This window comes from Bacillus sp. FSL K6-2861, from assembly GCF_038630725.1.
In the GTDB taxonomy this organism is placed as follows: domain Bacteria; phylum Bacillota; class Bacilli; order Bacillales; family Bacillaceae; genus Bacillus; species Bacillus velezensis.
Genome location: NZ_CP152037.1, coordinates 2,706,038 through 2,732,021, shown reverse-complemented (window position 1 = coordinate 2,732,021; position 25,984 = coordinate 2,706,038). Strand labels below are relative to the sequence as shown.

The window sequence follows — 25,984 nt, the reverse complement described above, 5'->3', positions numbered from 1 at the left end:
GCCGTTTCATTTCGTGAGGATTCGTTTTTCGTCAGCTTTGGCACGGCGGATCATTTTAATAAGGATGGAATATCTCAGGTGGCTGTCATCCCAAATCAAATACTCACCCGACAATTTTAAGCTGCTTCTTCATAACGGGCAGCCGATCGGACAGCTTGAAGCTTCCATCAAATTTTACCGCAGCCAAAAAACCGGTTATATGCACCTTTACTATATGACTGAGCAGCAGAGGGGAAGGGGGTGCGGAACAAAACTGTATCAATACGCGAATCAGTTTTTCAGAGCGAACGGTGTTTCGGAATATCACCTGAGAGTTTCGCCGGGCAATGAAGCGGCTCTGTCATTTTACAGAAAGAAAAACATGGAAGTGATCGGTTCAGAATGTAACGGAAAAGTTCTCAGAATGAGAGGAGCCGTACCGCCGGAATAGGGAGCGGTACGCGCTTCATTTTTTCGTTGTTTTTAAAAGGCCGGGAAACTTCTTATAAATGACCGCCATTAAGACGAGCATATACATTCCGTAAATCCCGAAAGACAGCAGTTTGTTGCTTGTAAATGAAGCGCCTGCGACCGTCACGATCACAATGTTCGGAATTTTGCCGAGCACCGACGCAGAAAAAAAGATTGGCCATCGGATGTTACTCAGCCCGCAGACGGTATTCATGGCAAGCGACGGTATAATCGGAATCAGCCGCCCGAAAAGCACCGCCGTAAACGCGTGCTGATGAAATGAATCTTCATATTGGGCCGCTGCCGGGTAAGCCAGCAGCTTTTTTCTGGCCCAGTCTCTGAATCCGTACCGGACGAGAAAAAACAATGCCATTGTTCCGAGCATCGCGCCTGACAATGTAATCCACACCCCGTTTACAATCCCGAAAACCGCTCCGTTTAAGGCCGCGATAATGGCGAATGGAACAATCGGAAAAAATACGTCAGCTGCGACCAGAAGGATACTCATAAGCACGGCGTACATGCCGCCCGCGCGAATCATGCTGAGCCAGACGTCTTTTTGCAAAAAGCCGATCATCACGACAGCAATGATGACGGCAAGACTGAATCCCTTTTTTATCATCTGCACGTTCACCTCTTGTCAATTAGTATACAGCACAAATCTATCTCCTTCTATTAAAATAAGCTGTCCGATAAGCGTATTTGATTTATCAGCATTTGCCGTTTGATGAGAAACGGCTGGCACCCGGGTTTGGACAAAAACAAGCGGGAAGCGGGTGATGTGCATCATTTGATGCAGAGAATGATTTTTATAAAAGGGGACACGTTAACAGTAGTGTTTACTGGAGGTGTAAACGTTGAGATGCTTTCATCTGATCATCATGATATGCGTCCTCACGAGTCTCACTGCCGTGTCCGCCGATGCGAAATCTTTAAAAAGAAGTGACATGGAGAAGACGGGAAACGTGTACTGGGATATAAGGTCTGAAAAAAAGAAACTATCTTTAACCTTCGATGACGGCCCCCATCCTGTCTATACGGAGGCTGTGTTAGACGTGCTGAAACAGCACAATGTTAAAGCAACCTTTTTTTGTGTCGGGAGCCGTATAGACAAATACCCCATAACGGCAAAACGCATCGTTGAAGAAGGGCATGAAATCGGCAACCATACGATGAACCATGTTTATTTTCACCGACTGAAACGCAAAGACATTTTACAAGAGCTTCACAGCTCCGCGCATCATATCACATCGCTGCAGCCGGAAGGGGACAAGTTATTCCGCCCGCCGGGAGGGTCGCTGAATCATACGGCTTTCAAAAGCATCTTAAAAGAGGGCTATCATATCATCATGTGGTCATGGAACCAAGATCCGAGGGACTGGAAAAGGCCAGGGAAAGGAAAAATCGTCAGGCACGTTGTTTCACATGCCAGAGATGGAGATATCGTTCTTCTGCATGACGGCGGAGGAAACCGGCGCCAGACGGTTGAGGCTTTGAAAGAAATCATTCCCAAGCTGAAAAAGCAGGGCTACACGTTTGTTAAGGTTTCGGATTTGATCGGACAGGATTCCGGCCCTTTTCATATCCAGTAAAGAGAGCGCCGCGTTGAAAGCCGCCAAAGAGATGTGTACCATAGGAGGTAAGGTTTGGGGGGAGAGAAAATGAAGTTTGCTGTTCTTTTTATTACGATAATCTGTCTGTTATCAGGATGCGCCGCGGGCAAAGAAAAAAGTGTTGTCGCGTTCGGCGACAGCAATACGCGCGGTTCCAACTGGGATTATCGTGATTATCCGAAGGCGCAGCAGTGGGTAAACATTTTAAAAACAGCGGAACGCGGCCGTCTTACGGTTATAAATGCGGGAATAGGCGGTCAGACGACTGAGGATGCGCGCCTGCGCTTTCAAAGCGACGTGCTGGACCGTAAGCCCCAATATTTATTTATCATGTTCGGAACAAATGATGCGGGCATTTTGACGGGCGATCAGCCGCGGGTATCAAAGAAACGGTTTAAAGAAAACCTGACTTATTTCATAAACGAAAGCAGAAATCACGGCATAAAGCCGATTTTAATGACGTGCATCCCGGTTATAGAAGGAAACGGAACGCATCATCTCTATTACTATTCGAGATATAAAGCCTCAGCCTTTAAAGAAAAAGGCGGCGCGAGAAAATGGCATAATTCCTATAACGGCGTTACGAGGCAGGTTGCAGCTGAGTTGAAAGTGCCGCTGGTGGATAACTGGAAACACTTTATACGCGTGGACGGCGGCAAAGATACAGACCGGGCGCTGATCCAATCCGGACTGATAGATCCCTCCGGAAATCATATGACGCCAAAAGGCGCCAGAATCTTAATTGAAGGCATAAAAAATGGGCGGGTTTTGGAACGCTGACGCCGTCAGCTGCCTAAACCGTTTTGCTTCTGCTTCATAGCCTGTAGAAAAACATCTCTTTGGAGGCGATTGCTATGAACCGCGGTTTCCCTCCGCAATATCCTGTATGCCCGCCTCCTCGGGTGAATGCGGGGTACTGGTACGCATTTTTTGTTGTGCTGCTCGTCGTCATTCTCGTCCTGGGCGGTCTGTATTGGTTCAATATATAGCAGCCGTCCTCTTAAACACCTCTATTTTAGGGGTGTTTTTTGTTGAAAGTGGTAGTAATGCGCATAACCGAAGTGATATAATATCAGTCATCTGAGTAAAAAAAGGAAATTCGCCCGGGAACTTTTTTCTGTTTAAGAAGAAACGGAAATAATGTGTCCGAGCGATCTTCTTTTGATTTCGTTTTCAATTAACTCGATAAATTCACGGCTCAAATTCATTTCATTGGCTTTGAAATAAGATTCTATTAGTAATTCATCAGAAAGCTTTCTCATGCCGGGGACCCAATTAATGGGAGTGGCACCTCCTTACAATTGTAATCAATCATCAGACGCAAGCATATGATGGAAGGTTGCGTTTCAATCATGGTGAGGTTATCTTTAATCTACCATGAAATACAAATAAGAACAATCGTTCTGTTATCCACACTCGTAAGTGGATAACTTGTTAGTATCTTGTTTATAATCTGGATAAATCCGGATGTAATAAGAGTGGATAATGTGTGTAATTTTATCCACAACTGGTGAAGAAACCCAATTTTTGTCGAAATTTTTTTACTGAGTCCGACTTTGTTTTTAAATCTGACAGGTTTCGACATATAGATGATAGAAAGAAAAGGAAGGGTGCGGGTTTTGTTAAAAAAGTTTTTTTTACCTGACGAATTTGTGAAAAATATATTTCATATCACACCGGAAAAGCTCAAAGAACGCAATGTGAAAGGAATTATTACAGACCTTGACAACACGCTTGTGGAGTGGGACAGACCGAGTGCGACACCTCGATTAATCGAGTGGTTTGAAGAAATGAAGGAGCACGGCATTAAAGTCACGATCGTCTCCAATAATAATGAACGAAGAGTGAAATTATTCTCGGAGCCGCTTGGCATACCGTTTATTTATAAGGCAAGAAAGCCGATGGGGCGCGCCTTTAAAAGAGCCGTCAGCAGCATGGATCTGAAAAAAGAAGACTGTGTGGTCATCGGCGATCAGCTGCTTACTGATGTTCTCGGCGGAAACAGAAACGGGTATCATACGATCCTCGTCGTGCCTGTCGCTTCCTCTGACGGAGTCATGACGCGCTTTAACCGCCGGATTGAACGGAGAATATTGAGTTCTTTGAAACGTAAAGGCCATATTCAGTGGGAGGATTAGAAATGGAAAAGGTTGTTTGCATCGGCTGCGGAGTAACGATCCAGACCGAGGATAAACAAGGTCTCGGATACGCGCCAAAGGCATCGCTCACGAAAGAGAATGTCATCTGCCAGCGCTGCTTCAGACTGAAAAATTACAATGAAATTCAAGATGTTTCATTAACGGATGATGACTTTTTAAATATCTTGCACACAATCGGCGATACTGACTCTCTTATTGTCAAAGTCGTTGATATTTTTGATTTTAACGGAAGCTGGATAAACGGGCTGAACCGCTTTGTCGGCGGTAATCCGATCATTCTTGTCGGTAATAAGGCCGATATCCTGCCGAAATCCGTAAAACGGGAACGGCTCGTTCAATGGATGAAACGCGAAGCGAAAGAATACGGCTTAAAACCCCTTGATGTCTTTTTAATCAGCGCTTCCCGCGGACAAGGGATGAAGGAAGTCATTGACGCCATTGAACATTACCGCGAAGGGCGCGATGTGTATGTGGTGGGCTGTACCAATGTCGGCAAATCCACATTTATCAACCGGATTATTAAAGAGGTCTCAGGGGAAGAGAATATTATTACCACCTCTCAATTTCCGGGTACGACGCTTGACGCGATTGAAATCCCGCTCGATGACGGATCTGCGCTTTATGATACGCCGGGAATCATTAACCATCACCAGATGGCGCATTACGTGGACAAGCGTGACTTAAAGGTGCTGACACCGAAAAAAGAACTGAAGCCGCGCACTTTTCAGCTGAATGAAAAACAAACGCTTTATTTCGGCGGGCTTGCCCGGTTTGACTATGTATCAGGCGATAAAACGGCGTTTGTCTGCTATATGCCGAATGAATTGATGATTCACAGAACAAAGCTTGAAAATGCTGATGCCTTATACGAAAAGCATGCGGGAGAACTGCTTACCCCGCCCGGAAAAGATTATTTGGATGAATTTCCGGAGCTTACACCCCATACGTTTTCGATTAAAGAAGGAAAGACGGATATCGTTTTTTCGGGTCTCGGCTGGGTCACGGTGCAGCAAGCAGATAAAAAAATAACGGCATACGCTCCGAAAGGCGTACACGTATTTGTCCGCCGTTCATTAATATAGAGAGAAGGGGAGAGGGAGCATGAAACAATTGTACGGAGTAATCGGAAATCCGATCGGGCATTCAATGTCACCCGATATTCATAACGCGGCTTTGCAAGATAAGAACATCAACGGGCAGTATTTTGCGTTTCAGGTGGAACCTCATCATCTCAAGGACGCCGTTAACGGAATCAAGGCGCTTGGCATCTGCGGAGTGAACGTCACAGTCCCGCATAAAGTCGCGATCATGGAGCATCTGGATGAAATACATGAAAGCGCGAAAGTACTCGGGGCCGTAAATACCGTCAAAAGAGAGGGAGACAGGCTCATCGGGTATAATACTGACGGAGATGGGTTTTATAAATCCTTAGTCAAAGTATTGGACAAACCGATATCAGAGCTCTCCATCCTCATGATTGGGGCGGGAGGAGCGGCAAGAGCGATTTTTACGACGATCGTCCGCGGAGAGCCGAAACAATTTGACGTTTGCAACCGCACGCCGGAAAAAGCAGAAAATCTGATTGCGGCTGCTCCCTCTTTTCAGCAGAAACGCGCCCTTACTTTAAAAGAAGCTGAAAATCAGCTTGAACAATATGACGTCATTATTCATACAACATCTGTCGGCATGTATCCGAAAACGGATGCCGTGCCGCTCTCATTGGAACGGGCCAAAACGGGCGCCATTGTTTGTGATATCGTATACAACCCGATTCAAACGGCGTTCTTAAAAGAAGCTGAAAAAAGAGGTTTAACAACCCTTGACGGTGTCGGCATGTTTGTGGAACAGGCCGCACTGTCTTTCAAGCTGTGGACGGGACAAGAGCCTGACAGCGGCTTAATGAGAGCAATTGTTGAAGGAAAACTAGGAGGAACACAATGTTAACAGGAAAACAAAAACGGTTTTTGCGTTCAAAAGCGCATCATTTAACGCCTATTTTTCAAGTGGGAAAAGGCGGAGTCAACGAAAACATGGTGAAACAGATTGCTGAGGCTTTAGAAGCAAGAGAGCTGATTAAAGTCAGCGTGCTTCAAAACTGCGAATACGATAAAAATGATGTCGCAGAAGCCCTTGTGAAAGGCACCCGCTCACAATTGGTGCAGACGATCGGAAATACGATCGTACTGTATAAGGAATCAAAGGAAAATAAACAAATCGAGCTTCCGTAAGGTGGTTGACATGAAGAAAATCGGAATATTCGGGGGCACATTTGACCCTCCGCACAACGGACATCTTCTGATGGCTAATGAAGTCCTTCATCAGGCGGAGCTCGATGAGATTTGGTTTATGCCCAATAAAATCCCTCCGCATAAGCAGAATGAAGACTTTACAGACAGCCGGCACCGGGTGGAGATGCTGAAGCTTGCCATCAGCTCTAATTCCGGCTTTAAGCTTGAGCTTGCGGAAATGGACCGGAAAGGCCCTTCTTATACCTATGATACCGTCCGTTTACTGAAGGAGCGGCACCCGAACGACAAGCTTTTCTTTATTATCGGGGCGGATATGATTGAATATCTCCCGAAATGGTACAAACTGGACGAACTGCTCACGCTCATTCAATTTATCGGAGTGCGGCGCCCGGGGTATCATATTGAGACACCGTACCCGCTGCTTTTTGCCGACGTTCCGGAATTTGACGTTTCGTCAACGATGCTGAGAGAACGTCTCAAAGCAAAAAAGCCGACGCAATACTTAATGCCGGATAAAGTGAGGCAGTATATAGAGGAGAATGATTTATATGAATCGTGAGGAAGCACTTGCCTGCGTCAAAGAGCAGCTGACCGAGCATCGCTACATCCACACAATCGGCGTGACAGATACGGCGGTTATTCTCGCAGGCCGGTTCGGAGCAGACCCGAAAAAAGCGGAAATGGCGGCTATTTTTCATGATTATGCGAAATTCCGGCCGAAAGAAGAAATGAAGCAGATCATCGTGCGGGAAAAAATGCCGGCTGAGCTCTTGGATTACAATGCCGAGCTGTGGCATGCCCCTGTGGGAGCGTATTTGGCTGAGAAAGAAGCGGGGATCACTGATCCTGAGATCTTGGATGCAATCCGCTATCACACGTCAGGGCGTCCCGGAATGACCCTTTTAGACAAAGTCATTTACGTTGCGGATTACATTGAACCCGGACGCCATTTCCCCGGAGTGGAAGAGGTGCGCCGTCTGGCGGAAACAGATCTGAACGAAGCGCTCATACAAGCAATGAAAAATACAATGATATTTCTGATGAAAAAAAACCAGCCGGTCTTTCCGGAGACGTTTGCAACCTATAATTGGCTGGTGTCTCAAAATTGACAGGAGGAATTTAAAGAATGAATCAAGCTTCCGTATTAAAAATCGCGGCAAAAGCATGCGACGATAAACGTGCAGAAGATATTTTAGCGCTGGACATGGAAGGAATCTCACTTATAGCGGATTACTTTTTAATCTGCCACGGGAATTCTGATAAGCAGGTTCAGGCAATTGCGCGTGAAATTAAAGATCAGGCAGAAGAAAACGGCATTGATGTCAAAAAGATGGAAGGGTTTGATGAGGCCCGCTGGATTTTAGTTGATCTCGGCGACGTCATTGTCCACGTTTTCCATAAAGATGAAAGAAGCTACTACAATCTTGAAAAGCTATGGGGCGACGCGCCGCTCGCAGAGCTTGAACTCGGCTTGAACTCATGATTTACCAAGGCTTCGCCGGCGTATATGACGAGTTAATGTCACATGCGCCGTATGATGAATGGGCGGGCTGGATCGAAGCGTCTCTTCCGGAAAAGGGAAGGGTGCTTGATCTTGCCTGCGGAACCGGAGAAATATCCATCAGGCTTGCTGAAAAAGGCTGCGAAGTCACGGGGATTGATTTGAGTGAAGATATGCTGAGCTGTGCCCAGCAGAAAAAAACGGGAAAGCCGATTCTTTTTCTCCAGCAGGATATGAGAGAGCTTTCCGGTTTTGAAGAACAGTTTGATGCCGTTGTCATCTGCTGTGATTCCCTAAATTACTTAAAAACGAAAAGTGATGTCTTAAGCACCTTCAAAAGTGTTTTTCAAGTTTTGAAAGAGGGCGGCCTGCTTCTGTTTGACGTCCATTCCCCATTTAAAATGACGGAGCTTTTTCCGGACAGCACCCATGCGGATCAGGATGAGCAGATCAGCTATATCTGGCAAAGCTTTGCCGGCGATGAAGAGCTTTCTGTCATCCATGATATGTCCTTTTTCGTATGGAACGGACAATCTTATGACCGTTATGACGAGACGCATGAGCAAAAAACATTTTACATTGAAGAATATGAACAAATGCTTGCAGAGACCGGATTTGAACTGAAGAAGGTGACGGCTGATTTTACAGACCGGCCTCCTTCAACAGAGTCTGAACGTCTTTTCTTTACGGCAGGCAAACCAAAAACCATCGTTTAAACGTGAACGATGGTTTTTAAAATGCATTTTTTGCGATTGGCGCGATAAAGCACTTTATGGCATACTCAGTTACACGTGAAATTGCTTCTTCACTAACGATATATCTTCATCGTATTTGTCATGTGTACGCTGAAAGACACGGTTGAACATATCCTGAACACCGCTTTCGAGAGCCTTCAGTCCTTCCCCGGTGACGCCGCCTTTTACGCATACTTTTTCCTGCAAGGCGGAAAGCGTGTAATGCCCTGTTTCCAGAAGCTTTCCGAGACCGACAAGCATTTCCGTCGACATTATCACGGCTTCTTCTTTGGTGATGTCCGTTTCTTCCACTGCCGCGTCAATAAAGCGCTGAACGAGATAACTCATAAAAGCGGGCCCGCAGCTGACAATGTCTGACGCCGCTCTTGTAATGCCGCTGCTGATTTCTACAGGTTTTGAAATATGAGTGAACAGCGTTTGAATATCCGCTTTTGCAGCCTCGCTGCAGCTTTTGCCGAACGTAACAAGCGAGACGCCGGCCAAGGCGCGGTTCGTAATGCTCGGAATGACGCGGGCCGTCTGACACGGAACCGTATGTTCAATCTGATCCGTCTGAACGGGGCTGGTAATGGAGATTAAAATGTGATCTTTCCGTAAATGCGGTGTGAGTTTTTTCAGCAAAGGATATATATCCAGCGGTTTTACACAAATGAATATTATTTCATTATCCTGTACGAGCTTTTCCTGATCCTCGGTGACATGGATGCCGCTGAAACGTTCTTTTAGTTTTAATGCTTTTTCGATTGTTCTGTTTGTGATGGTGATATGTGAGGGATCGGCAGCGTTTGATTCGATAAACGATTCAATCAGGATCGTTCCCATGTTTCCGGTGCCGATAAAGCCTATTTTCAATGAATTCCCCTCCTTTTTCCCTTAATCCTCTAAACCTTATGCGGGGAGGCAATGCAATATGACGAAAGCGATGATGACGGAGCGGCTGCGGCGGAACCTGAAAATTCTGGGCGCTTGTCTTGTAGCAGGGGCGGTTTTTATCTGCATTTGGCTGTTTCGTTCTGAAAAGGAAGAGCCGGTCAAACAGCAGTCCGTGCTCGGCCAAACAGCCTCAGCATCCGTCGCGGACAAAAAAGACACCGCAGACGACAAGATTATGATTGATGTGAAAGGCGCGGTCCGAAATCCCGGCGTGTATGAAATGAAAGCGGGAGACAGAGTGACGCAAGCCATTGAAAAAGCCGGCGGCCTGAAGAAAAAGGCGGATGAATTGAATGTTAATTTAGCAGAGCAGCTGCAGGACGGGACGATTGTTTATATTCCGAGTGAAGGCGAAGAGGAGAATCGCCCGAAAACAGCGGCGGGTGAAAAGGAGAATGCAGCTGTCAATATCAATACGGCATCTCTGGACGAACTTCAGGCGATTTCCGGGGTGGGGCAGAAAAAAGCGGAAGCGATTATCGCTTACCGAGAAGAAAAAGGACGGTTTCAGACTGCTGAAGATTTGATGAATGTATCAGGCTTTGGAGAGAAGTCATTTGAGCGGATAAAAACTTCCATTACGGTAAAGTGAATTGACGGTTCTGCTTAAATCTATGTAAACTTAGAAAAGCAACAAGACTTTTTGGAGGGAACACTTGTGGAACGAATCTCATGGAATCAATATTTTATGGCGCAAAGCCATTTGCTGGCGCTGAGAAGCACATGTCCGAGACTGTCAGTCGGGGCAACCATAGTCAGAGATAAGCGTATGATTGCCGGCGGATACAACGGCTCAATCGCCGGCGGCGTCCATTGCGCTGATGAAGGATGCCTTTTAATAGATAATCATTGCCAGCGGACCATACATGCAGAGATGAATGCGATTCTGCAATGTTCTAAGTTCGGTGTTCCGACGGAAGGCGCCGAAATTTATGTGACGCATTATCCTTGTATTCAATGCTGCAAATCAATTATCCAGGCAGGCATCAAAACGGTCTATTATGCCGAAGATTACAAAACACAGCCTTATGCAAAAGAGCTGTTCAGCCAAGCCGGAGTCAAGGTGGAGCAGGTCGAACTTGATGAGATGATCATCGATCTGAAAAACCGTGAAAAATTGTCTTTTGTAGCAGGTCTGATTCAGCAATTATCTGATGCGGGGGTTAAGGCAGATGAACTGAAAAAAATTCATGAACAGGCCAATGAGCTGTTTACCAGTTACGTATAAATGAAATATAAATACCTTCTTCTGCCTCTGGCGGCGGTTTCTGCAACTGCGGGAATTGCCGCCGCTCATGTCTTCTGGGTTCTGCTCCTTTTTCTTCTGTATCTTCTCTTTATTATTGTAAAAACAAAGCAGTATGCTCCGGTTATCGTCTGCCTCGTTTCTTTTTGTCTTTATTTCTTTCTTTATACGGTTTGTGACGCTGCGAATGTAACGCGCTATCAGGCCGGCAGTTATACTGAACAGGCCGTCATCACTAATATTCCGAAGGTTGACGGAGCGAAAATGTCAGCTGTTATCCGTACACATGACAAGGAAAAATGGGCGGCTTCGTACAAAATCCGTTCTCTTGAGGAAAAAAGACTCATTGAACAGCTTGAACCGGGGATGCGCTGCACGTTTACAGGCTCTCTGGAACAGCCTGCACATGCGACGGTTCCCGGAGGTTTTGATTATAAGGAATATCTTTACTCTCAGCAGATTCACTGGTTATTTTCCGTGACTTCCATTGAGCAGTGTGAAAAATCCAAACAGCCGCTGTTTAAACTGCTGAACATCAGAAAAAATTTGATTTCGATCATTCGGAATCACGTGCCTGAATCTTCCGCCGGAATTGTTGAAGCGCTGACCTTAGGTGAAAGATTTTCTATAGAGGACGATATACTGAGTGCGTATCAAAATTTGGGAGTCGTTCATTTAATGGCGATTTCCGGAATGCATGTCGGTCTTATTACGGCGGGATTATTTTATGCTCTGATCAGAATCGGGCTGACAAGAGAAAAGGCGGGAATTTTGCTGCTGCTGTTTTTGCCGGTGTATACGCTGCTGAGCGGTGCCGCCCCATCCGTATTGCGCGCATCCCTCATGCTGGGGTTTTATATCGCCGGAACTCTTGTTAAACGCGGCATTCATTCCTCTGCTGCATTGTCCCTGTCTTATCTGCTGCTTCTGCTGTTTAATCCTTACTTCCTTTGGCAGGCGGGCTTCCAGCTTTCCTTTGCGGTAAGCGCCTCTTTAATTCTGTCATCCTCCATTTTAAAGAAAGCAGGGGAAAGCAGACTTGCCGGGCTTGCGATGGCTTCATTCATTGCGGAGCTCAGCTCACTTCCGTTTCTTCTCTATCATTTTCAGCAGATTTCACTTGTCAGTTTTCCGATGAATATGGTGATGGTGCCTTTTTATACGTTATTTGTCATTCCGGTTTCTGTCATCGGTTTCCTTCTTCTTTTACTCTCAAGGCAGATGGGAGAATGTTTGTTTGGTATGTTTGACCTTGTGATGAAGCCTGTGCATGATTTCATTACATATGCGGCATCCGTTGATTTATTTACTATGATTGTGTCAAAGCCTGACTTTCTTTCCCTTCTTCTGCTTGCGGTTTCCGTTTTTACGCTTTTTGCGGCTTTGGAAAAGGGAGGTTTTTTAAAACTCAGGAAATCGGCTCTTTTTTTCTGCGCGGTTTTGGCTTATTTAATATGCCGTCCGTATTTCAGTCCATGGGGAGAAGCGGATATGCTTGATATCGGGCAGGGAGACTCACTGTTTATAAGCGCGCCGCACCGCAAAGGGACCGTAATGGTTGATACAGGGGGAGTGATTGCTTATCCCGGAGAATCATGGAAAGAAAAACGCCACCCGTATTCTATCGGCGAGAAGGTTTTGATTCCGTTTTTAAACGGAAAAGGGGTGAAAAAGCTGGATGCACTGATTTTAACCCATGCGGATCAAGATCACATCGGGGAAGCCGGAGTGTTAATCAAAAATCATAGAGTCAAACGGTTAATTGTCCCCGTAGGATTCGTAAAAGAACCGAAAGATCAGAACATATTAAATATGGCGAAAGAAAACAACATTCCCGTTGCCGAAGCAAAGCGGGGCGACACCATTACAGCCGGAGATCTTCAGTTTCAGGTGCTGTCTCCGGAGTCGTCTGACGGAAGGAGTAAAAATGATTCGTCACTGGTGCTTTGGACGGTTTTTGGCGGAGTGAGCTGGCTTTTGACGGGAGATTTAGAATCGGACGGCGAAACGGAAGTCCTGAAAACGTATCCGAATCTGAAGGCTGATATATTGAAGGCGGGTCATCACGGCAGCAAAAGCTCAACGAGTGAAGCCTTTTTGAAGCAGCTTCAGCCGGAAGCAGCGCTGATTTCAGCAGGAAAAGAGAATCGATACCATCATCCGCATGAAGAAGTGCTGGATCGTTTGAAGGCGTACTCTGTCAATGTGCTTCGCACCGATATCAGCGGAACGATTCAATACAGATTTAAAAAAGGCGCCGGAACGTTTTCCGTCTTCCCTCCATATGATATAGAAGAAACCAGGGCGCAAGAAGTAAAAAAGACTGCCGATTGACAGCAGCCCGGAATGCGGCTAAGAGCCGATAAGATGGATGGCTGTTGCCATCACGAACAAAAAGGCGAAAAATCCGAAGGACACGACAAAACCGACAGCTGAGTCAACAGCATCATTTCGTTTGCTTTGAACGTTTTTTTCAAAATCATTCAATTTCATCCCTCCTGACTTCCCTAAGTATACTGGAATTGTTTTGAAAAATCTAGAAGTGATGGTAACGTTTTCTGTTCTTGTGATTATCGCCTTTTTACAAGCAGACCCGGGAGCTTGTGAATCAGGCGTTTATTATAAATGAGGAAGCTGTCCTTAAAGCTTCCTCTTTACTATTTGCCAAACTCAATTTAGGATAGAAGGGGATCAAGAAAGAGAGGAAGTCATACGATCATGGTATTTGATGTTTGGAAAGCCCTGAAAAAAGGGGATGTCCGCTCCGTTTATTGCTTATACGGAAAAGAAACGTATCTGCTCCAAGAAACTGTCAGCCGGATTAGACAAGCTGTCGTTGATGAGGAGACTAAGGATTTTAACCTGTCTGTTTTTGATCTTGAAGAGGATCCGCTTGACCAGGCCGTAACCGATGCGGAAACGTTTCCGTTTATGGGAGAGAAGCGGCTGGTCATCGTAAAAAATCCGTCTTTTTTAACAGGGGAAAAAAAGAAAGAAAAAATAGAGCATAATACAGCCGCTCTGGAGACTTATCTGAAGGAGCCTGCACCTTACACGGTCTTTGTGATTGTGGCTCCGTATGAGAAACTGGACGAACGGAAAAAGCTGACGAAAGCGCTGAAGCAAAAAGCCCTTATGATTGAAGCTAAGGAGCTGAATGCAAAGGAGACAACTGATTTTACGATTAATCTGGCGAAATCCGAAAATAAAATGATCGATACAGAAGCTGCCGAGCATTTGGTTCTGCTTGCAAACGGCCATCTGTCATCCATATATCAGGAAATACAAAAACTCTCTGCCTACACCGGTGACAGACATGAGATCACACTTGAAGATGTCCGGGAGCTCGTCGCAAGAAGTTTGGAGCAGAATATTTTTGAGCTGATCAACAAAATCGTGAACCGAAAACGGACGGAAAGTCTTCAAATATTTTATGATCTTTTAAAACAAAACGAAGAACCGATCAAAATTATGGCGCTGATCGCCAACCAATTCCGTCTGATTATGCAGACAAAGTATTTTGCGGGACAAGGATACGGCCAAAAGCAAATCGCTTCCAACTTAAAGGTGCACCCCTTCCGGGTAAAACTGGCGATGGATCAGGCGACGCTTTTTTCTGAAGAAGAGCTGCGGCGTATTATAGAAAGACTCGCAGTGATGGATTATGAAATGAAAACGGGGAAAAAGGACAAGCAGCTCTTGCTGGAGCTCTTTCTCCTTGAGCTTCTCCGGACTGAATGAAAAAAACGATCCCCTTTAAAGGGATCGTTTTTGTATTATGCAGAAAGTCCGTTCACTTGTTTCGCAAGTCTAGATTTGTATCGAGCTGCGGCATTTTTGTGTACAAGACCTGTTTTCACTGCTTTATCAATGCGTTTCGCTGCTTCAGAAAGAGCAGTTTTCGCTTTATCCGCTTCGTTGTTAGCAACAGAAGCTTCAACTTGTTTGATTGCAGTACGCATAGCAGATTTGATTGTCGCGTTATGAGCGCGGCGTTCGTTGTTTGTTTTTGTACGTTTAATCGCTGATTTAATGTTTGGCATGTGTTTCACCTCCTAAGATACAACCTGTAGCACAGTGTCTTAAGGTTAAATCTTCTTCACAATAGAACAAATTGTATTCTATCAAACAGAACTTTAGATTGCAATATAAATGTAAAGTATTTTTCGTTGATGGGTAAATTCGCATGATTCGTTTTGTAAATGGCCACACTATGTACCACGATGATTGAAGGAGGTCTTCCCTGTGAAAAACAACGAACTGGATGTCAATCAATTTCTGATACGGACGGATTTAGCGGTAGAAACGAAACAGGCGGTAAAAGACGGACAAGCCGGTCAGAAAAAAGAAATAAACGGGTTTATTGAAAAAGAACGCGACAAGGGCGGCATTAAAGTCAGAACCGTCGATATTACCAAAGAAGGCGCCGAGCTATCGGGGAAAAAGCAGGGACGCTATGTCACGATCGAGGCTCAAGGGGTTCGGGAACACGACTCTGACATGCAGGAAAAAGTAACGGAAGTGTTTGCCGAGGAATTTTCCGCCTATCTGTCGGCATTAAAGATTCCAAAGGATGCAAGCTGTTTGATCGTCGGTCTGGGCAACTGGAATGTGACGCCGGATGCGCTCGGCCCTCTCGTGACCGAAAACCTTCTTGTGACAAGGCATCTGTTCAGGCTTCAGCCGGAAAACGTGCAAGAAGGGTACAGGCCGGTCAGCGCGCTTGCTCCCGGTGTGATGGGATTAACGGGAATTGAAACGAGCGATATTATTCAAGGTGTGATCAAAGAATCAAAGCCGGATTTTGTGATCGCGGTAGACGCTCTTGCGGCCAGAGCCGTTGAAAGGGTGAACACGACCATCCAATTTTCTGATACGGGCATTCACCCGGGATCAGGCGTCGGCAATAAGAGAAAAGAATTAAGCAAGGAAACGCTCGGCATTCCCGTCATCGCAATCGGGGTACCGACTGTCGTTGATGCGGTTACGATCGCAAGCGATACGGTGGATTATATATTAAAACATTTCGGAAGAGAGATGAAAGATGACAGCCCGTCAAGATCTCTGGTGCCCGCCGGAATGAACTTCGGCAAAAAGAAGGTGCTGACAGACGAAGACCTTCCCGGAGAAAAAGAACGCCAATCCTTTCTCGGTATTGTCGGCACGCTGGACGAAAACGAAAAACGCCAGCTGATTCACGAAGTGCTTTCTCCGCTCGGCCATAATCTGATGGTCACGCCGAAGGAGATTGACACCTTTATTGATGATATGGCGAACGTACTTGCAAACGGGTTAAACACCGCCCTTCATGAAAAAGTGTCACAAGATAACAAAGGTTCTTATAATCATTAAAATGGTTCTACCTCCTCTAGCTTGTTCATAGAGTAATTACTAGACAAGCGCTGGAGGGATTCAAATCATGAGAAAAAAACGCAGAAACCGTCAAATTGTCGTTGCAGTAAACGGTGGAAATGCGCTCAAGGGCATGTTTTTGTTTATGACAAGCCTTATCGTTATTTTCGTATTATCGGGTGTGCTCACATCGCTTCGCCCTGAACTGAGGCTTTCTTCGGATTCTCTTCACGGAATTGCCGGAGAACTTCCGGGTGACGCGTTTGCACACCTCCTCGGCATGGAAAATCATTATTTCGCCTCAGAGCTTCCTGAAAAAGACTCTTTTCAGCTGTCCCGGCTGTCCTTAAAACTGGCGACAAGCATTAATATGGAAGACCCGCGGAGTTTCTTGGGACGTGAGCTGCCGGGATTTGCCCAATATGATACGGAGATCCTTCTGGCGGGGCAGGGGACGGATTATACGAATATGCCGGCTGAATCTCCGCCGCCGTCAAAGGTGATGGAAAAAGAAAAAGAAGTGAACCTGGCAGAAATTGAAAACAAAACGAAAAAAGAAGAAACGGCGCCGCCGAAACATTCAACAGGCAGCAAAAAAGTCGTTTTTATTTACCACACTCATAATACCGAATCCTATCTTCCTCTGTTAAAGGGGGAAACAAATCCGGATAACGCCCGCCATTCGAAGGCCAATGTCACGCTTGTCGGAGATATGTTCGGAAAAGCGCTTGAAGCGCAAGGTGTAGGAGCGACCGTAGATAAAACCGACATTCAGGCCCGCCTGAACAAAGACGGTTTAAATTATGCGCGAAGCTACGACGAATCAAGGCCGGTCGTAAAAAGCGCGCTCGCCAAAAATAAAAACCTGCAATATACCATAGACATTCACCGGGATTCCCGCCGCAAGAAAAATACGACAGCCGACATCAAAGGAAAAAGCTATGCCAGAGTCGCCATCGTCGTCGGCAAAAAAAGCGCTAATTTTGAAGAAAACTATAAACTCGCAAGTGAACTTCATAAGCTGATGGAGAAAAAATACCCCGGCTTAAGCGTCGGTGTTTTATCAAAAGGCTCTCCGGGAGATAATGGAGTATACAACCAAGATTTAAACGACCGGTCGCTTCTGCTGGAATTCGGGGGCGTGGATAACAATCTTGAAGAACTGAGGCGCGCATCAGATGCCGTGGCCGATGTGTTCAGCGAACTGTACTGGGATGCAGAAAAGGTCAGCTCGCAATCAGGAGAGAAGAAAAAACAATAGAAATCAGGTGATTCGAATGATCCGTTTTACCGGCAAATGCCTGCTGATCGCCATTGTCATGTTTTTCGGCGTATTGTTCGGCATGCAGCAGGCAAACAGCGGAATGCTTGATATGAAAGGATACAAAGACCCTTCCTTAAAAGGAGCATTCACGCTCGGCGGCGGAGAAGGACAGGAAAAAGAAGCTTCCATTTTGGGGCAAACCGTTACGGCGAAAGATCTGGAAGAAAAACAAAAACAGCTGGAACAGGCGGAAACCTTCAACCTGTTTTCAAAAGTCGGAGAAACCCTTTCAAATACCGTGACGGACTCGGCGCAGGCGATGTATGAGTGGGTTTCGAAACTGAACCGTTAGCATTGATGAAGAGAAAAGCGGATGATTCCTTAAAGGAAGCTTTTCTCTTTCTTGTTTTAATTGAATGTTTACAATCCTATTGATATAATCTAAGCTAGTGTATTTTGCGTTTAATAGTAGGAGTGATAGATTGTGACAGATAAAGAAAAGCGTTTAGAGAGGCAGTCAAGAATCCGGAATTTCTCCATCATCGCCCACATAGACCACGGCAAATCGACCTTGGCGGATCGGATTTTAGAAAAAACATCGGCGATCACCCAGCGGGAAATGAAAGAACAATTGCTTGATTCAATGGACCTTGAACGCGAACGGGGAATTACCATCAAATTAAATTCCGTTCAGCTGAAATACAAAGCAAAAGACGGAGAAGAATATATATTTCATCTCATCGACACGCCCGGACACGTCGACTTTACATATGAAGTATCGCGAAGCCTGGCTGCCTGTGAAGGCGCGATTCTCGTTGTTGATGCGGCTCAGGGAATAGAAGCGCAGACATTGGCGAACGTCTATCTGGCGCTTGATAATGATCTTGAGATTCTTCCTGTCATTAATAAAATCGATCTCCCGAGCGCAGAGCCAGAACGTGTGCGTCAAGAGGTTGAGGACGTTATCGGCCTTGACGCTTCAGACGCCGTCCTCGCTTCAGCGAAAGCGGGCATCGGCATCGAAGACATTTTAGAACAGATCGTAGAAAAAGTGCCGGCTCCCGCGGGAGATCCGGAAGCTCCGCTGAAAGCGCTCATCTTTGACTCGCTTTATGACGCGTACCGCGGAGTCGTCGCGTATATCAGAGTCGTAGAAGGAACGGTCAAACCGGGCCAGAAAATTAAAATGATGGCAACCGGAAAAGAGTTTGAAGTGACAGAAGTCGGTGTGTTCACGCCGAAAGCAACTCCGACAGATGAACTGACTGTCGGCGATGTAGGCTTTTTAACTGCTGCGATCAAAAATGTCGGTGACACACGCGTCGGTGACACGATAACAAGCGCGGCCAATCAGGCTGTCGAAGCATTGCCTGGGTATCGCAAGCTGAACCCGATGGTGTATTGCGGTTTGTATCCGATCGATACGGCCAAATACAATGATTTAAGGGAAGCTCTTGAGAAGCTTGAACTGAATGACTCATCGCTTCAATATGAAGCAGAGACATCCCAAGCGCTCGGATTCGGTTTCCGCTGCGGATTTTTAGGTATGCTTCACATGGAAATCATTCAGGAGCGGATTGAGCGTGAGTTTAAAATCGACCTGATCACAACGGCACCGAGTGTTATCTATGATGTGTATATGACAGACGGCGAAAAGGTTGTTGTTGACAACCCGTCCAACATGCCTGACCCACAAAAGATCGAAAGAATCGAGGAGCCGTATGTAAAAGCGACAATGATGGTGCCGAACGATTATGTCGGTGCGGTGATGGAGCTTTGCCAAGGAAAACGCGGCAATTTTATCGACATGCAATATTTAGACGCAAATCGTGTCAGCATTGTCTATGACATGCCATTAGCGGAAATCGTATATGAATTTTTTGATCAGCTGAAATCAAGCACGAAAGGGTACGCGTCCTTTGATTACGAACTGATCGGCTACAAACCGTCTAAACTTGTCAAGATGGACATTATGCTGAACGGAGAAAAAATCGACGCCCTATCATTTATCGTGCATCGCGATTACGCGTACGAACGCGGAAAAGTAATTGTAGAAAAACTGAAAGAGCTCATTCCGCGCCAGCACTTTGAAGTACCGATTCAAGCGGCGATCGGCCAGAAAATCGTGGCCCGCTCTACCATTAAAGCGATGCGTAAAAACGTATTGGCTAAATGTTACGGCGGAGACATCTCGCGGAAACGGAAGCTTCTTGAAAAACAAAAAGAAGGAAAACGCCGGATGAAGCAGGTCGGCTCAGTAGAAGTGCCGCAGGAAGCGTTTATGGCCGTTCTTAAAATGGATGACAGCCCGAAAAAATAACGGAAGCCGCCGCAGTCCCGCGCTGCGGCTTCTTTCTGTAAAGAAGAAGGTGTTTCAAAATGAAATCAGCTTATATTCATATTCCGTTTTGTGAGCATATCTGCCACTATTGCGATTTCAATAAATATTTTATTCAGAGCCAGCCTGTCGATGAGTACTTAAACTCACTCGAAAAGGAAATGATAAATACAATAGAACGGACGGGACGCCCTGATCTCCGCACGATTTTTATCGGGGGAGGCACGCCGACATCGCTCTCACCCGTCCAGCTGGAAAAATTGATGGATTCCATTCACCGCGTGCTGAAGCCTTCTGACGGACTCATAGAATTTGCCGCGGAAGCGAATCCGGATGATTTGTCCCCGGAAAAATTAAAAATCATGAAAAATGCCGGTATCAACCGGCTGAGCTTCGGTGTTCAAACCTTTGAAGATGAGCTTTTACAAAAAATCGGCAGAGTGCATAAACAAAAGGACGTATTCACTTCATTTGAACGTGCGAGGGCTCTCGGCTTCGACAACATCAGTCTCGATTTAATGTTCGGCCTGCCGGGTCAGACGCTGGCCGATCTTGACAATTCCGTCAAAACGGCTTTGTCTCTTGATGCGGAGCACTATTCCGTTTACTCGCTGATCGTAGAGCCGAAAACGGTGTTTTATAATTTAATGCAAAAAGGCCGCCTGCATCTCCCGGCGCAAGAACAAGAGGCCGAGATGTATGAAACGGTCATGAGGCAGATGAGTGAAGCGGGCATCCGTCAATACGAGATCAGTAACTTTGCAAAGCCCGGATACGAGTCCCAGCATAATCTGACGTATTGGAGCAATGAAGAGTATTTCGGTTTTGGCGCAGGCGCTCACGGATATATCAGCGGCACGCGCACCGTCAACGCCGGGCCTGTGAAACATTACATGCAGCTCATCGAAGAAAAGGGGCTGCCTTACCGTGACACGCACGAGGTGACACGTGAGGAGCAGATTGAAGAAGAAATGTTCCTCGGTCTCAGAAAAATGTCCGGCGTACAAAAGCAAGCTTTTCTCGATAAATTCGGACGCTCGGTCGACGAACTGTTTCCCGATGTTCTCAAAGATTTAACCGAAAAAGGCCTGATCTGTGACACGGAAGAATCGGTTGCATTAACGCATGAGGGCAAATTATTAGGAAATGAGGTTTTTGGCGCTTTTTTGGGTGAGTTATAATTGACATTTTTCTTTTGGTTTGTTACTTTTGATATAGAATTAGCACTCGCTGACCTTGAGTGCTAACAGGGGTGATGATGATGTTAACAAATCGTCAGCTGTTGATCCTGCAAGTGATTATTAATGATTTTATACAATCAGCGCAGCCTGTAGGATCAAGAACTCTTTCAAAAAAAGACGAGATTACATTCAGCTCTGCAACGATCAGAAACGAGATGGCTGACTTGGAGGAATTGGGCTTTATTGAAAAAACCCATTCATCCTCAGGACGGATTCCGTCGGAAAAAGGGTACAGGTATTATGTCGATCATTTGCTGTCACCCGTCAAGCTGACAAAAACCGATCTGGATTTAATTCACTCGATATTTAAAGAAAAAATCTTCGAGCTGGAAAAAACAGTCCAAAAATCAGCGCAAATCCTGTCCGACCTGACAAACTACACATCGATTGTCCTCGGGCCGACGCTGAGCGAGAACTATCTTAAACAGATTCAAATCGTTCCGATCCAGCCGGATAAGGCGGTCGCCATCCTCGTCACGAACACGGGGCATGTCGAAAACCGCACCATCAATTTCCCGGCTAAAGTGGATTTGGCCGATATTGAAAAACTGGTCAATATACTAAACGATCGATTAGCGGGCGTGCCGATGGACGAACTGAATGAGCGCATTTTCAAAGAGGTTGTCACATATTTAAGGCAGCATATCGCCAACTATGACAGCATACTTGAATCGCTCCGCTCCACATTCCATCCGGCGGCCCACGTTGAGAAATTGTTTTTCGGCGGAAAGATCAACATGCTGAATCAGCCGGAGTTCCATGATATTGAAAGGGTCCGCTCGCTCTTATCTTTAATTGAAAAAGAGCAGGATGTTCTGAAGCTGTTTCAGTCATCAAAAGCCGGGATTTCAATCAAAATCGGGAAAGAAAACGACTACGAAGAAATGGAAAACTGCAGTTTAATCACGGCCACCTATACAGTTGATACGAAACAGATCGGATCAATCGCCATTATCGGGCCGACGCGCATGAATTATTCAAGAGTCGTCAGCCTGCTGCAGCACGTGACTTCGGACTTGTCAAAAGCATTCACAAGTTTGTATGATGAATAAGGGAATTTTGGCAATCATTTTCAGTCATCTTTTTACAGCATTTGAGGGAGGTGAACACAATGTCAGAAGAAAAACAAACCGCAGAACAGGTTGAAGCAGCAGAACAAGAAGAAGTGACAGAACAGGCAGAACAAGCCGCTTCACAAGAGCAGCATGAAGAAACGGCAGGTCAGGAAGAAGCCCTTCAGCACCAAATTGATGAATTGCAGGGTTTGCTTGATGAAAAAGAAAACAAGCTTTTGCGTGTTCAAGCAGACTTTGAAAACTATAAACGACGCAGCCGCCTTGAAATGGAAGCTGCTCAGAAATACCGTTCTCAAAACGTCGTAACGGAAATCCTTCCGGCGCTCGACAACTTTGAACGGGCGTTACAGGTAGAAGCTGAAAGCGAGCAGACAAAAAGCTTGCTGCAAGGTATGGAAATGGTCCGCCGCCAGCTGATGGACGCACTTGAAAAAGAAGGCGTTCAAGCCATCGAAGCTGTCGGCCAGGAATTTGATCCGAACCTTCACCAAGCCGTCATGCAGGTGGAAGATGAAAACTTCGGCAGCAATATTGTTATCGAAGAACTGCAAAAAGGCTACAAACTGAAGGATCGCGTCATTCGTCCTTCAATGGTAAAAGTGAATCAATAACTACATAGCAGGAGGTAATTCAAAGTGAGTAAAGTAATCGGAATTGACTTGGGTACGACAAACTCATGTGTGGCAGTGCTTGAAGGCGGAGAGCCTACAGTTATCGCCAACGCTGAAGGAAACCGTACGACTCCGTCAGTCGTTGCATTTAAAAACGGCGAGCGCCAAGTAGGGGAAGTGGCAAAACGCCAATCCATCACAAACCCTAACACAATCATGTCTGTCAAACGCCATATGGGTACTGACTATAAAGTGGAAATCGAAGGAAAAGACTACACGCCTCAAGAAGTGTCAGCTATTATCCTTCAGCATCTGAAAGCATATGCTGAAAGCTACCTCGGCGAAACAGTTTCAAAAGCCGTTATCACGGTTCCTGCATACTTCAACGATGCGGAGCGCCAAGCGACAAAAGATGCCGGTAAAATCGCCGGTCTTGAAGTAGAACGTATTATCAACGAGCCGACTGCAGCAGCGCTTGCATACGGACTTGATAAAACGGACGAAGACCAAACGATTCTTGTTTACGACCTTGGCGGCGGTACGTTTGACGTATCTGTTCTTGAACTTGGCGACGGCGTGTTTGAAGTCCGTTCAACTGCCGGTGACAACCGTCTTGGCGGGGACGACTTTGACCAAGTCATCATCGATCATCTCGTAGCAGAATTCAAAAAAGAAAACGGCATTGATCTTTCAAAAGACAAAATGGCGCTTCAGCGTTTGAAAGATGCGGCTGAGAAAGCGAAAAAAGATCTTTCCGGCGTTTCATCTACACAAATTTCTTTACCATTTATCACAGCGGGAGAAGCAGGCCCTCTTCACCTTGAGCTGACACTGACCCGCGCTAAATTCGAAGAGCTTTCCGCTCACCTTGTTGAGCGCACAATGGCTCCTGTCCGTCAGGCTCTTCAAGATGCGGATCTTTCTGCGAGCGAAATCGACAAAGTTATCCTTGTCGGCGGATCAACACGTATTCCAGCCGTACAGGAAGCAATCAAAAAAGAAACGGGTAAAGAAGCGCATAAAGGCGTAAACCCTGATGAAGTTGTAGCACTGGGTGCAGCGATTCAAGGCGGCGTCATCACGGGAGACGTAAAAGACGTTGTTCTTCTTGACGTTACACCGCTTTCTCTCGGTATTGAAACAATGGGCGGCGTGTTCACGAAACTGATCGACCGCAACACGACAATTCCGACGAGCAAGTCTCAAGTATTCTCAACTGCAGCTGACAACCAAACGGCTGTTGACATTCACGTGCTTCAAGGTGAGCGCCCGATGTCTGCCGACAACAAAACGCTCGGCCGCTTCCAGCTTACTGATATCCCGCCTGCACCGCGCGGCGTACCGCAAATCGAAGTTTCTTTCGATATTGACAAAAACGGTATCGTAAACGTAAGAGCGAAAGACTTAGGCACAGGAAAAGAACAAAACATTACAATCAAATCTTCTTCAGGTCTTTCTGATGATGAGATCGAACGCATGGTAAAAGAAGCGGAAGAAAACGCTGACGCTGATGCGAAGAGAAAAGAAGAAATCGAAGTCCGCAACGAAGCTGACCAGCTTGTGTTCCAAACGGAAAAAACATTAAAAGATCTGGAAGGCAAAGTGGACGAAGAGCAAGTGAAAAAAGCAAACGACGCGAAAGACGCGCTGAAAGCCGCTATCGAGAAAAACGAAATTGAAGACATCAAAGCGAAAAAAGATGAGCTTCAAACAATCGTTCAAGAGCTTTCTATGAAGCTTTACGAAGAAGCGGCGAAAGCGCAGCAGGCTGAAGGCGGAGCAAACGCTGAAGGCAAAAAAGCGGATGACAACGTTGTCGATGCGGAATACGAAGAAGTAAAAGACGACGAAACGAAAAAATAAGTTCTTTCCCGCACAGACTATAGGCGGAAGAACACACAGCATATTCTGATTCAACAGACAGAAAGTCAAAGTCAGGCATCTCTTGGCTTTGACTTTTTTTCTTGCCCGGGATAAAAGGAATTGAAAAAACATAATTCAAAATGATACAATCTAATTTATGTGAGAAATTCGGGAGAGTGAAGCGAGATGAGTAAGCGTGATTACTATGAAGTGCTTGGGGTAAGTAAGAGCGCTTCAAAGGATGAAATCAAAAAAGCCTATCGGAAGCTTTCAAAAAAATATCATCCTGATATCAATAAAGAATCCGGAGCAGATGAAAAATTCAAAGAGGTAAAAGAAGCGTACGAAGCGCTCTCAGACGACCAAAAACGCGCTCAATATGACCAATTCGGCCATACAGACCCTAACCAGGGATTCGGCGGCGGTTTCGGAGGCGGCGGAGACTTCGGCGGCTTCGGTTTCGATGACATCTTCTCAAGCATCTTCGGAGGCGGCACGAGACGCCGTGACCCGAATGCGCCGCGGCAAGGCGCGGATCTGCAGTATACAATGACCCTGTCATTTGAAGACGCGGCTTTCGGAAAAGAAACGATCATTGAAATTCCGCGCGAAGAGAATTGCGAAACATGTAAAGGGTCTGGCGCGAAGCCGGGAACAAAGCCGGATACGTGCTCGCACTGCGGAGGTTCTGGCCAGCTGAACGTCGAACAGAACACGCCGTTTGGCAAAGTGGTTAACCGAAGAGTCTGCCACCACTGTGAAGGAACAGGAAAAATCATCAAAAACAAGTGTTCTGACTGCGGCGGCACGGGCAAAGTGAAAAAACGGAAAAAAATCAATGTCACCATTCCTGCCGGTGTGGATGACGGACAGCAGCTGCGCGTTCCGGGCCAAGGTGAACCGGGCGTAAACGGAGGGCCTGCGGGAGATCTGTTTGTCGTATTCCATGTGCGCGCCCACGAGTTCTTTGAGCGCGACGGAGACGATATTTATTGCGAAATGCCGTTAACGTTTGCCCAAGCGGCACTCGGAGACGAAGTGGAAGTGCCGACGCTTCACGGAAAAGTGAAATTGAAAATACCTGCCGGCACACAAACAGGCACGAAATTCAGATTAAGAGGCAAAGGCGTTCAGAACGTCCGGGGCTACGGACAAGGCGACCAGCACATTGTCGTCCGCGTCGTCACACCGACGAATCTGACAGACAAACAAAAAGACATCATCCGCGAGTTCGCTGAAGTCAGCGGAAACCTGCCGGATGAACAAGAAATGAGTTTCTTTGACAAAGTAAAACGCGCATTTAAAGGCGAGTAATGATTGGATAGGAGTTGGT

29 protein-coding genes and 2 pseudogenes are annotated in these 25,984 nt (G+C 46.1%); 26 read left to right on the top strand and 5 right to left on the bottom strand.

Annotated features, from left to right (window positions below):
• The first annotated feature begins 64 nt into the window (after positions 1–64).
• The gene (locus tag NYE62_RS13440; RefSeq protein WP_251257461.1) at positions 65–430 is read left to right on the top strand and encodes a GNAT family N-acetyltransferase; all 366 of its coding nucleotides are present in this window, start codon (positions 65–67) and stop codon (positions 428–430) included.
• Between the two features lie 15 nt (positions 431–445).
• On the opposite strand, the gene NYE62_RS13435 is transcribed toward NYE62_RS13440, so the two are convergent.
• Positions 446–1,072 (bottom strand): TVP38/TMEM64 family protein, encoded by a 627-nt coding sequence (locus NYE62_RS13435; RefSeq protein WP_007408251.1) that lies wholly within the window; start codon positions 1,070–1,072, stop codon positions 446–448.
• Positions 1,073–1,307: 235 nt separating this feature from the next.
• Here NYE62_RS13435 and NYE62_RS13430 point away from each other — a divergent pair, with 235 nt between their 5' ends.
• From NYE62_RS13430 to NYE62_RS13420, 3 genes are all read left to right on the top strand, one after another.
• On the top strand, positions 1,308–2,042 hold the full coding sequence (locus NYE62_RS13430) for a polysaccharide deacetylase family protein (RefSeq protein WP_007612700.1): 735 nt from the start codon (positions 1,308–1,310) through the stop codon (positions 2,040–2,042).
• A 69-nt stretch (positions 2,043–2,111) separates the two neighbouring features.
• Positions 2,112–2,843 carry an SGNH/GDSL hydrolase family protein gene (locus tag NYE62_RS13425; protein WP_220007386.1) on the top strand — a complete coding sequence of 244 codons (732 nt, stop codon included), beginning with the start codon at positions 2,112–2,114 and terminating at the stop codon, positions 2,841–2,843.
• Between the two features lie 74 nt (positions 2,844–2,917).
• Positions 2,918–3,052 carry a hypothetical protein gene (locus NYE62_RS13420; RefSeq protein WP_003152848.1) on the top strand — a complete coding sequence of 45 codons (135 nt, stop codon included), beginning with the start codon at positions 2,918–2,920 and terminating at the stop codon, positions 3,050–3,052.
• Positions 3,053–3,184: 132 nt separating this feature from the next.
• On the opposite strand, the gene NYE62_RS13415 is transcribed toward NYE62_RS13420, so the two are convergent.
• Complete coding sequence (locus tag NYE62_RS13415; protein ID WP_003152850.1) at positions 3,185–3,325, bottom strand: sporulation histidine kinase inhibitor Sda; 141 nt, start codon at positions 3,323–3,325, stop codon at positions 3,185–3,187.
• 357 nt (positions 3,326–3,682) lie between these two features.
• On the opposite strand from NYE62_RS13415, the gene NYE62_RS13410 reads away from it, so the two are divergent.
• From NYE62_RS13410 to NYE62_RS13375, 8 genes are read left to right on the top strand one after another with little or no spacing between them, the layout of a single operon-like run.
• Positions 3,683–4,201, top strand: coding sequence for a YqeG family HAD IIIA-type phosphatase (locus tag NYE62_RS13410; RefSeq protein ID WP_007408254.1), 519 nt, complete (start codon positions 3,683–3,685; stop codon positions 4,199–4,201).
• A 2-nt stretch (positions 4,202–4,203) separates the two neighbouring features.
• Positions 4,204–5,304, top strand: a complete 1,101-nt coding sequence (gene yqeH, locus NYE62_RS13405) for a ribosome biogenesis GTPase YqeH (RefSeq protein ID WP_199022051.1) — start codon at positions 4,204–4,206, stop codon at positions 5,302–5,304.
• A gap of 19 nt (positions 5,305–5,323) precedes the next feature.
• Complete coding sequence (aroE, locus tag NYE62_RS13400) at positions 5,324–6,166, top strand: shikimate dehydrogenase (RefSeq protein WP_039254404.1); 843 nt, start codon at positions 5,324–5,326, stop codon at positions 6,164–6,166.
• The gene (gene yhbY / locus NYE62_RS13395; RefSeq protein ID WP_342496993.1) at positions 6,160–6,450 is read left to right on the top strand and encodes a ribosome assembly RNA-binding protein YhbY; all 291 of its coding nucleotides are present in this window, start codon (positions 6,160–6,162) and stop codon (positions 6,448–6,450) included. The genes aroE and yhbY overlap by 7 nt, the downstream gene beginning before the upstream one ends.
• Before the next feature lie 10 nt (positions 6,451–6,460).
• Positions 6,461–7,030 carry a nicotinate-nucleotide adenylyltransferase gene (locus tag NYE62_RS13390; RefSeq protein WP_007408258.1) on the top strand — a complete coding sequence of 190 codons (570 nt, stop codon included), beginning with the start codon at positions 6,461–6,463 and terminating at the stop codon, positions 7,028–7,030.
• The gene (yqeK, locus tag NYE62_RS13385; protein ID WP_014418422.1) at positions 7,020–7,580 is read left to right on the top strand and encodes a bis(5'-nucleosyl)-tetraphosphatase (symmetrical) YqeK; all 561 of its coding nucleotides are present in this window, start codon (positions 7,020–7,022) and stop codon (positions 7,578–7,580) included. The genes NYE62_RS13390 and yqeK overlap by 11 nt, the downstream gene beginning before the upstream one ends.
• 17 nt (positions 7,581–7,597) lie before the next feature.
• Complete coding sequence (gene rsfS / locus NYE62_RS13380) at positions 7,598–7,954, top strand: ribosome silencing factor (RefSeq protein ID WP_007408260.1); 357 nt, start codon at positions 7,598–7,600, stop codon at positions 7,952–7,954.
• Positions 7,951–8,688, top strand: a complete 738-nt coding sequence (locus NYE62_RS13375) for a class I SAM-dependent methyltransferase (RefSeq protein WP_015240247.1) — start codon at positions 7,951–7,953, stop codon at positions 8,686–8,688. Before rsfS ends, NYE62_RS13375 begins: the two co-directional genes overlap by 4 nt.
• Positions 8,689–8,757: 69 nt before the next feature.
• Here NYE62_RS13375 and comER read toward each other — a convergent pair whose 3' ends face one another.
• The gene (gene comER, locus NYE62_RS13370) at positions 8,758–9,579 is read right to left on the bottom strand and encodes a late competence protein ComER (protein ID WP_020956098.1); all 822 of its coding nucleotides are present in this window, start codon (positions 9,577–9,579) and stop codon (positions 8,758–8,760) included.
• A gap of 58 nt (positions 9,580–9,637) precedes the next feature.
• On the opposite strand from comER, the gene NYE62_RS13365 reads away from it, so the two are divergent.
• The 3 genes from NYE62_RS13365 (at position 9,638) to NYE62_RS13355 (ending at position 13,240) form a co-directional block, all read left to right on the top strand.
• Positions 9,638–10,252, top strand: a complete 615-nt coding sequence (locus NYE62_RS13365) for a helix-hairpin-helix domain-containing protein (RefSeq protein ID WP_020956097.1) — start codon at positions 9,638–9,640, stop codon at positions 10,250–10,252.
• A gap of 66 nt (positions 10,253–10,318) precedes the next feature.
• Positions 10,319–10,888, top strand: coding sequence for a ComE operon protein 2 (locus tag NYE62_RS13360; RefSeq protein ID WP_007408264.1), 570 nt, complete (start codon positions 10,319–10,321; stop codon positions 10,886–10,888).
• Positions 10,889–13,240, top strand: coding sequence for a DNA internalization-related competence protein ComEC/Rec2 (locus tag NYE62_RS13355; RefSeq protein ID WP_342496992.1), 2,352 nt, complete (start codon positions 10,889–10,891; stop codon positions 13,238–13,240).
• Positions 13,241–13,258: 18 nt separating this feature from the next.
• Here NYE62_RS13355 and NYE62_RS13350 read toward each other — a convergent pair whose 3' ends face one another.
• Positions 13,259–13,393: a YqzM family protein gene (locus tag NYE62_RS13350; protein ID WP_003152870.1), complete on the bottom strand. Its 135-nt coding sequence runs from the start codon at positions 13,391–13,393 to the stop codon at positions 13,259–13,261.
• Between the two features lie 40 nt (positions 13,394–13,433).
• On the opposite strand from NYE62_RS13350, the pseudogene NYE62_RS13345 reads away from it, so the two are divergent.
• Both NYE62_RS13345 and holA read left to right on the top strand, forming a co-directional pair.
• Positions 13,434–13,585, top strand: a pseudogene (locus tag NYE62_RS13345) (hypothetical protein).
• A 39-nt stretch (positions 13,586–13,624) separates the two neighbouring features.
• Positions 13,625–14,666: pseudogene (gene holA / locus NYE62_RS13340) on the top strand (DNA polymerase III subunit delta).
• 16 nt (positions 14,667–14,682) lie between these two features.
• Here holA and rpsT read toward each other — a convergent pair.
• Complete coding sequence (rpsT, locus tag NYE62_RS13335) at positions 14,683–14,949, bottom strand: 30S ribosomal protein S20 (RefSeq protein WP_003152876.1); 267 nt, start codon at positions 14,947–14,949, stop codon at positions 14,683–14,685.
• Positions 14,950–15,151: 202 nt separating this feature from the next.
• On the opposite strand from rpsT, the gene gpr reads away from it, so the two are divergent.
• The 9 genes from gpr to dnaJ all read left to right on the top strand — a co-directional run bounded on the left by gpr (position 15,152) and on the right by dnaJ (position 25,965).
• A complete protein-coding gene (gpr, locus tag NYE62_RS13330) occupies positions 15,152–16,258 on the top strand; it encodes a GPR endopeptidase (protein WP_007408268.1) in 1,107 nt (368 codons plus the stop codon).
• 67 nt (positions 16,259–16,325) lie between these two features.
• Positions 16,326–17,519 carry a stage II sporulation protein P gene (locus tag NYE62_RS13325; protein WP_007612673.1) on the top strand — a complete coding sequence of 398 codons (1,194 nt, stop codon included), beginning with the start codon at positions 16,326–16,328 and terminating at the stop codon, positions 17,517–17,519.
• Between the two features lie 16 nt (positions 17,520–17,535).
• Positions 17,536–17,874, top strand: a complete 339-nt coding sequence (locus tag NYE62_RS13320; protein ID WP_095352939.1) for a YqxA family protein — start codon at positions 17,536–17,538, stop codon at positions 17,872–17,874.
• 132 nt (positions 17,875–18,006) lie between these two features.
• The gene (gene lepA, locus NYE62_RS13315; protein WP_342496991.1) at positions 18,007–19,842 is read left to right on the top strand and encodes a translation elongation factor 4; all 1,836 of its coding nucleotides are present in this window, start codon (positions 18,007–18,009) and stop codon (positions 19,840–19,842) included.
• 59 nt (positions 19,843–19,901) lie between these two features.
• A complete protein-coding gene (gene hemW / locus NYE62_RS13310; RefSeq protein WP_015417851.1) occupies positions 19,902–21,041 on the top strand; it encodes a radical SAM family heme chaperone HemW in 1,140 nt (379 codons plus the stop codon).
• 80 nt (positions 21,042–21,121) lie between these two features.
• On the top strand, positions 21,122–22,153 hold the full coding sequence (gene hrcA, locus NYE62_RS13305) for a heat-inducible transcriptional repressor HrcA (RefSeq protein WP_003152889.1): 1,032 nt from the start codon (positions 21,122–21,124) through the stop codon (positions 22,151–22,153).
• Between the two features lie 59 nt (positions 22,154–22,212).
• Positions 22,213–22,788: a nucleotide exchange factor GrpE gene (gene grpE, locus NYE62_RS13300; RefSeq protein WP_020956094.1), complete on the top strand. Its 576-nt coding sequence runs from the start codon at positions 22,213–22,215 to the stop codon at positions 22,786–22,788.
• Between the two features lie 24 nt (positions 22,789–22,812).
• Positions 22,813–24,651 carry a molecular chaperone DnaK gene (gene dnaK, locus NYE62_RS13295; RefSeq protein WP_007408273.1) on the top strand — a complete coding sequence of 613 codons (1,839 nt, stop codon included), beginning with the start codon at positions 22,813–22,815 and terminating at the stop codon, positions 24,649–24,651.
• A gap of 186 nt (positions 24,652–24,837) precedes the next feature.
• Positions 24,838–25,965: a molecular chaperone DnaJ gene (gene dnaJ, locus NYE62_RS13290; RefSeq protein WP_003152895.1), complete on the top strand. Its 1,128-nt coding sequence runs from the start codon at positions 24,838–24,840 to the stop codon at positions 25,963–25,965.
• Positions 25,966–25,984 lie beyond the last annotated feature (19 nt).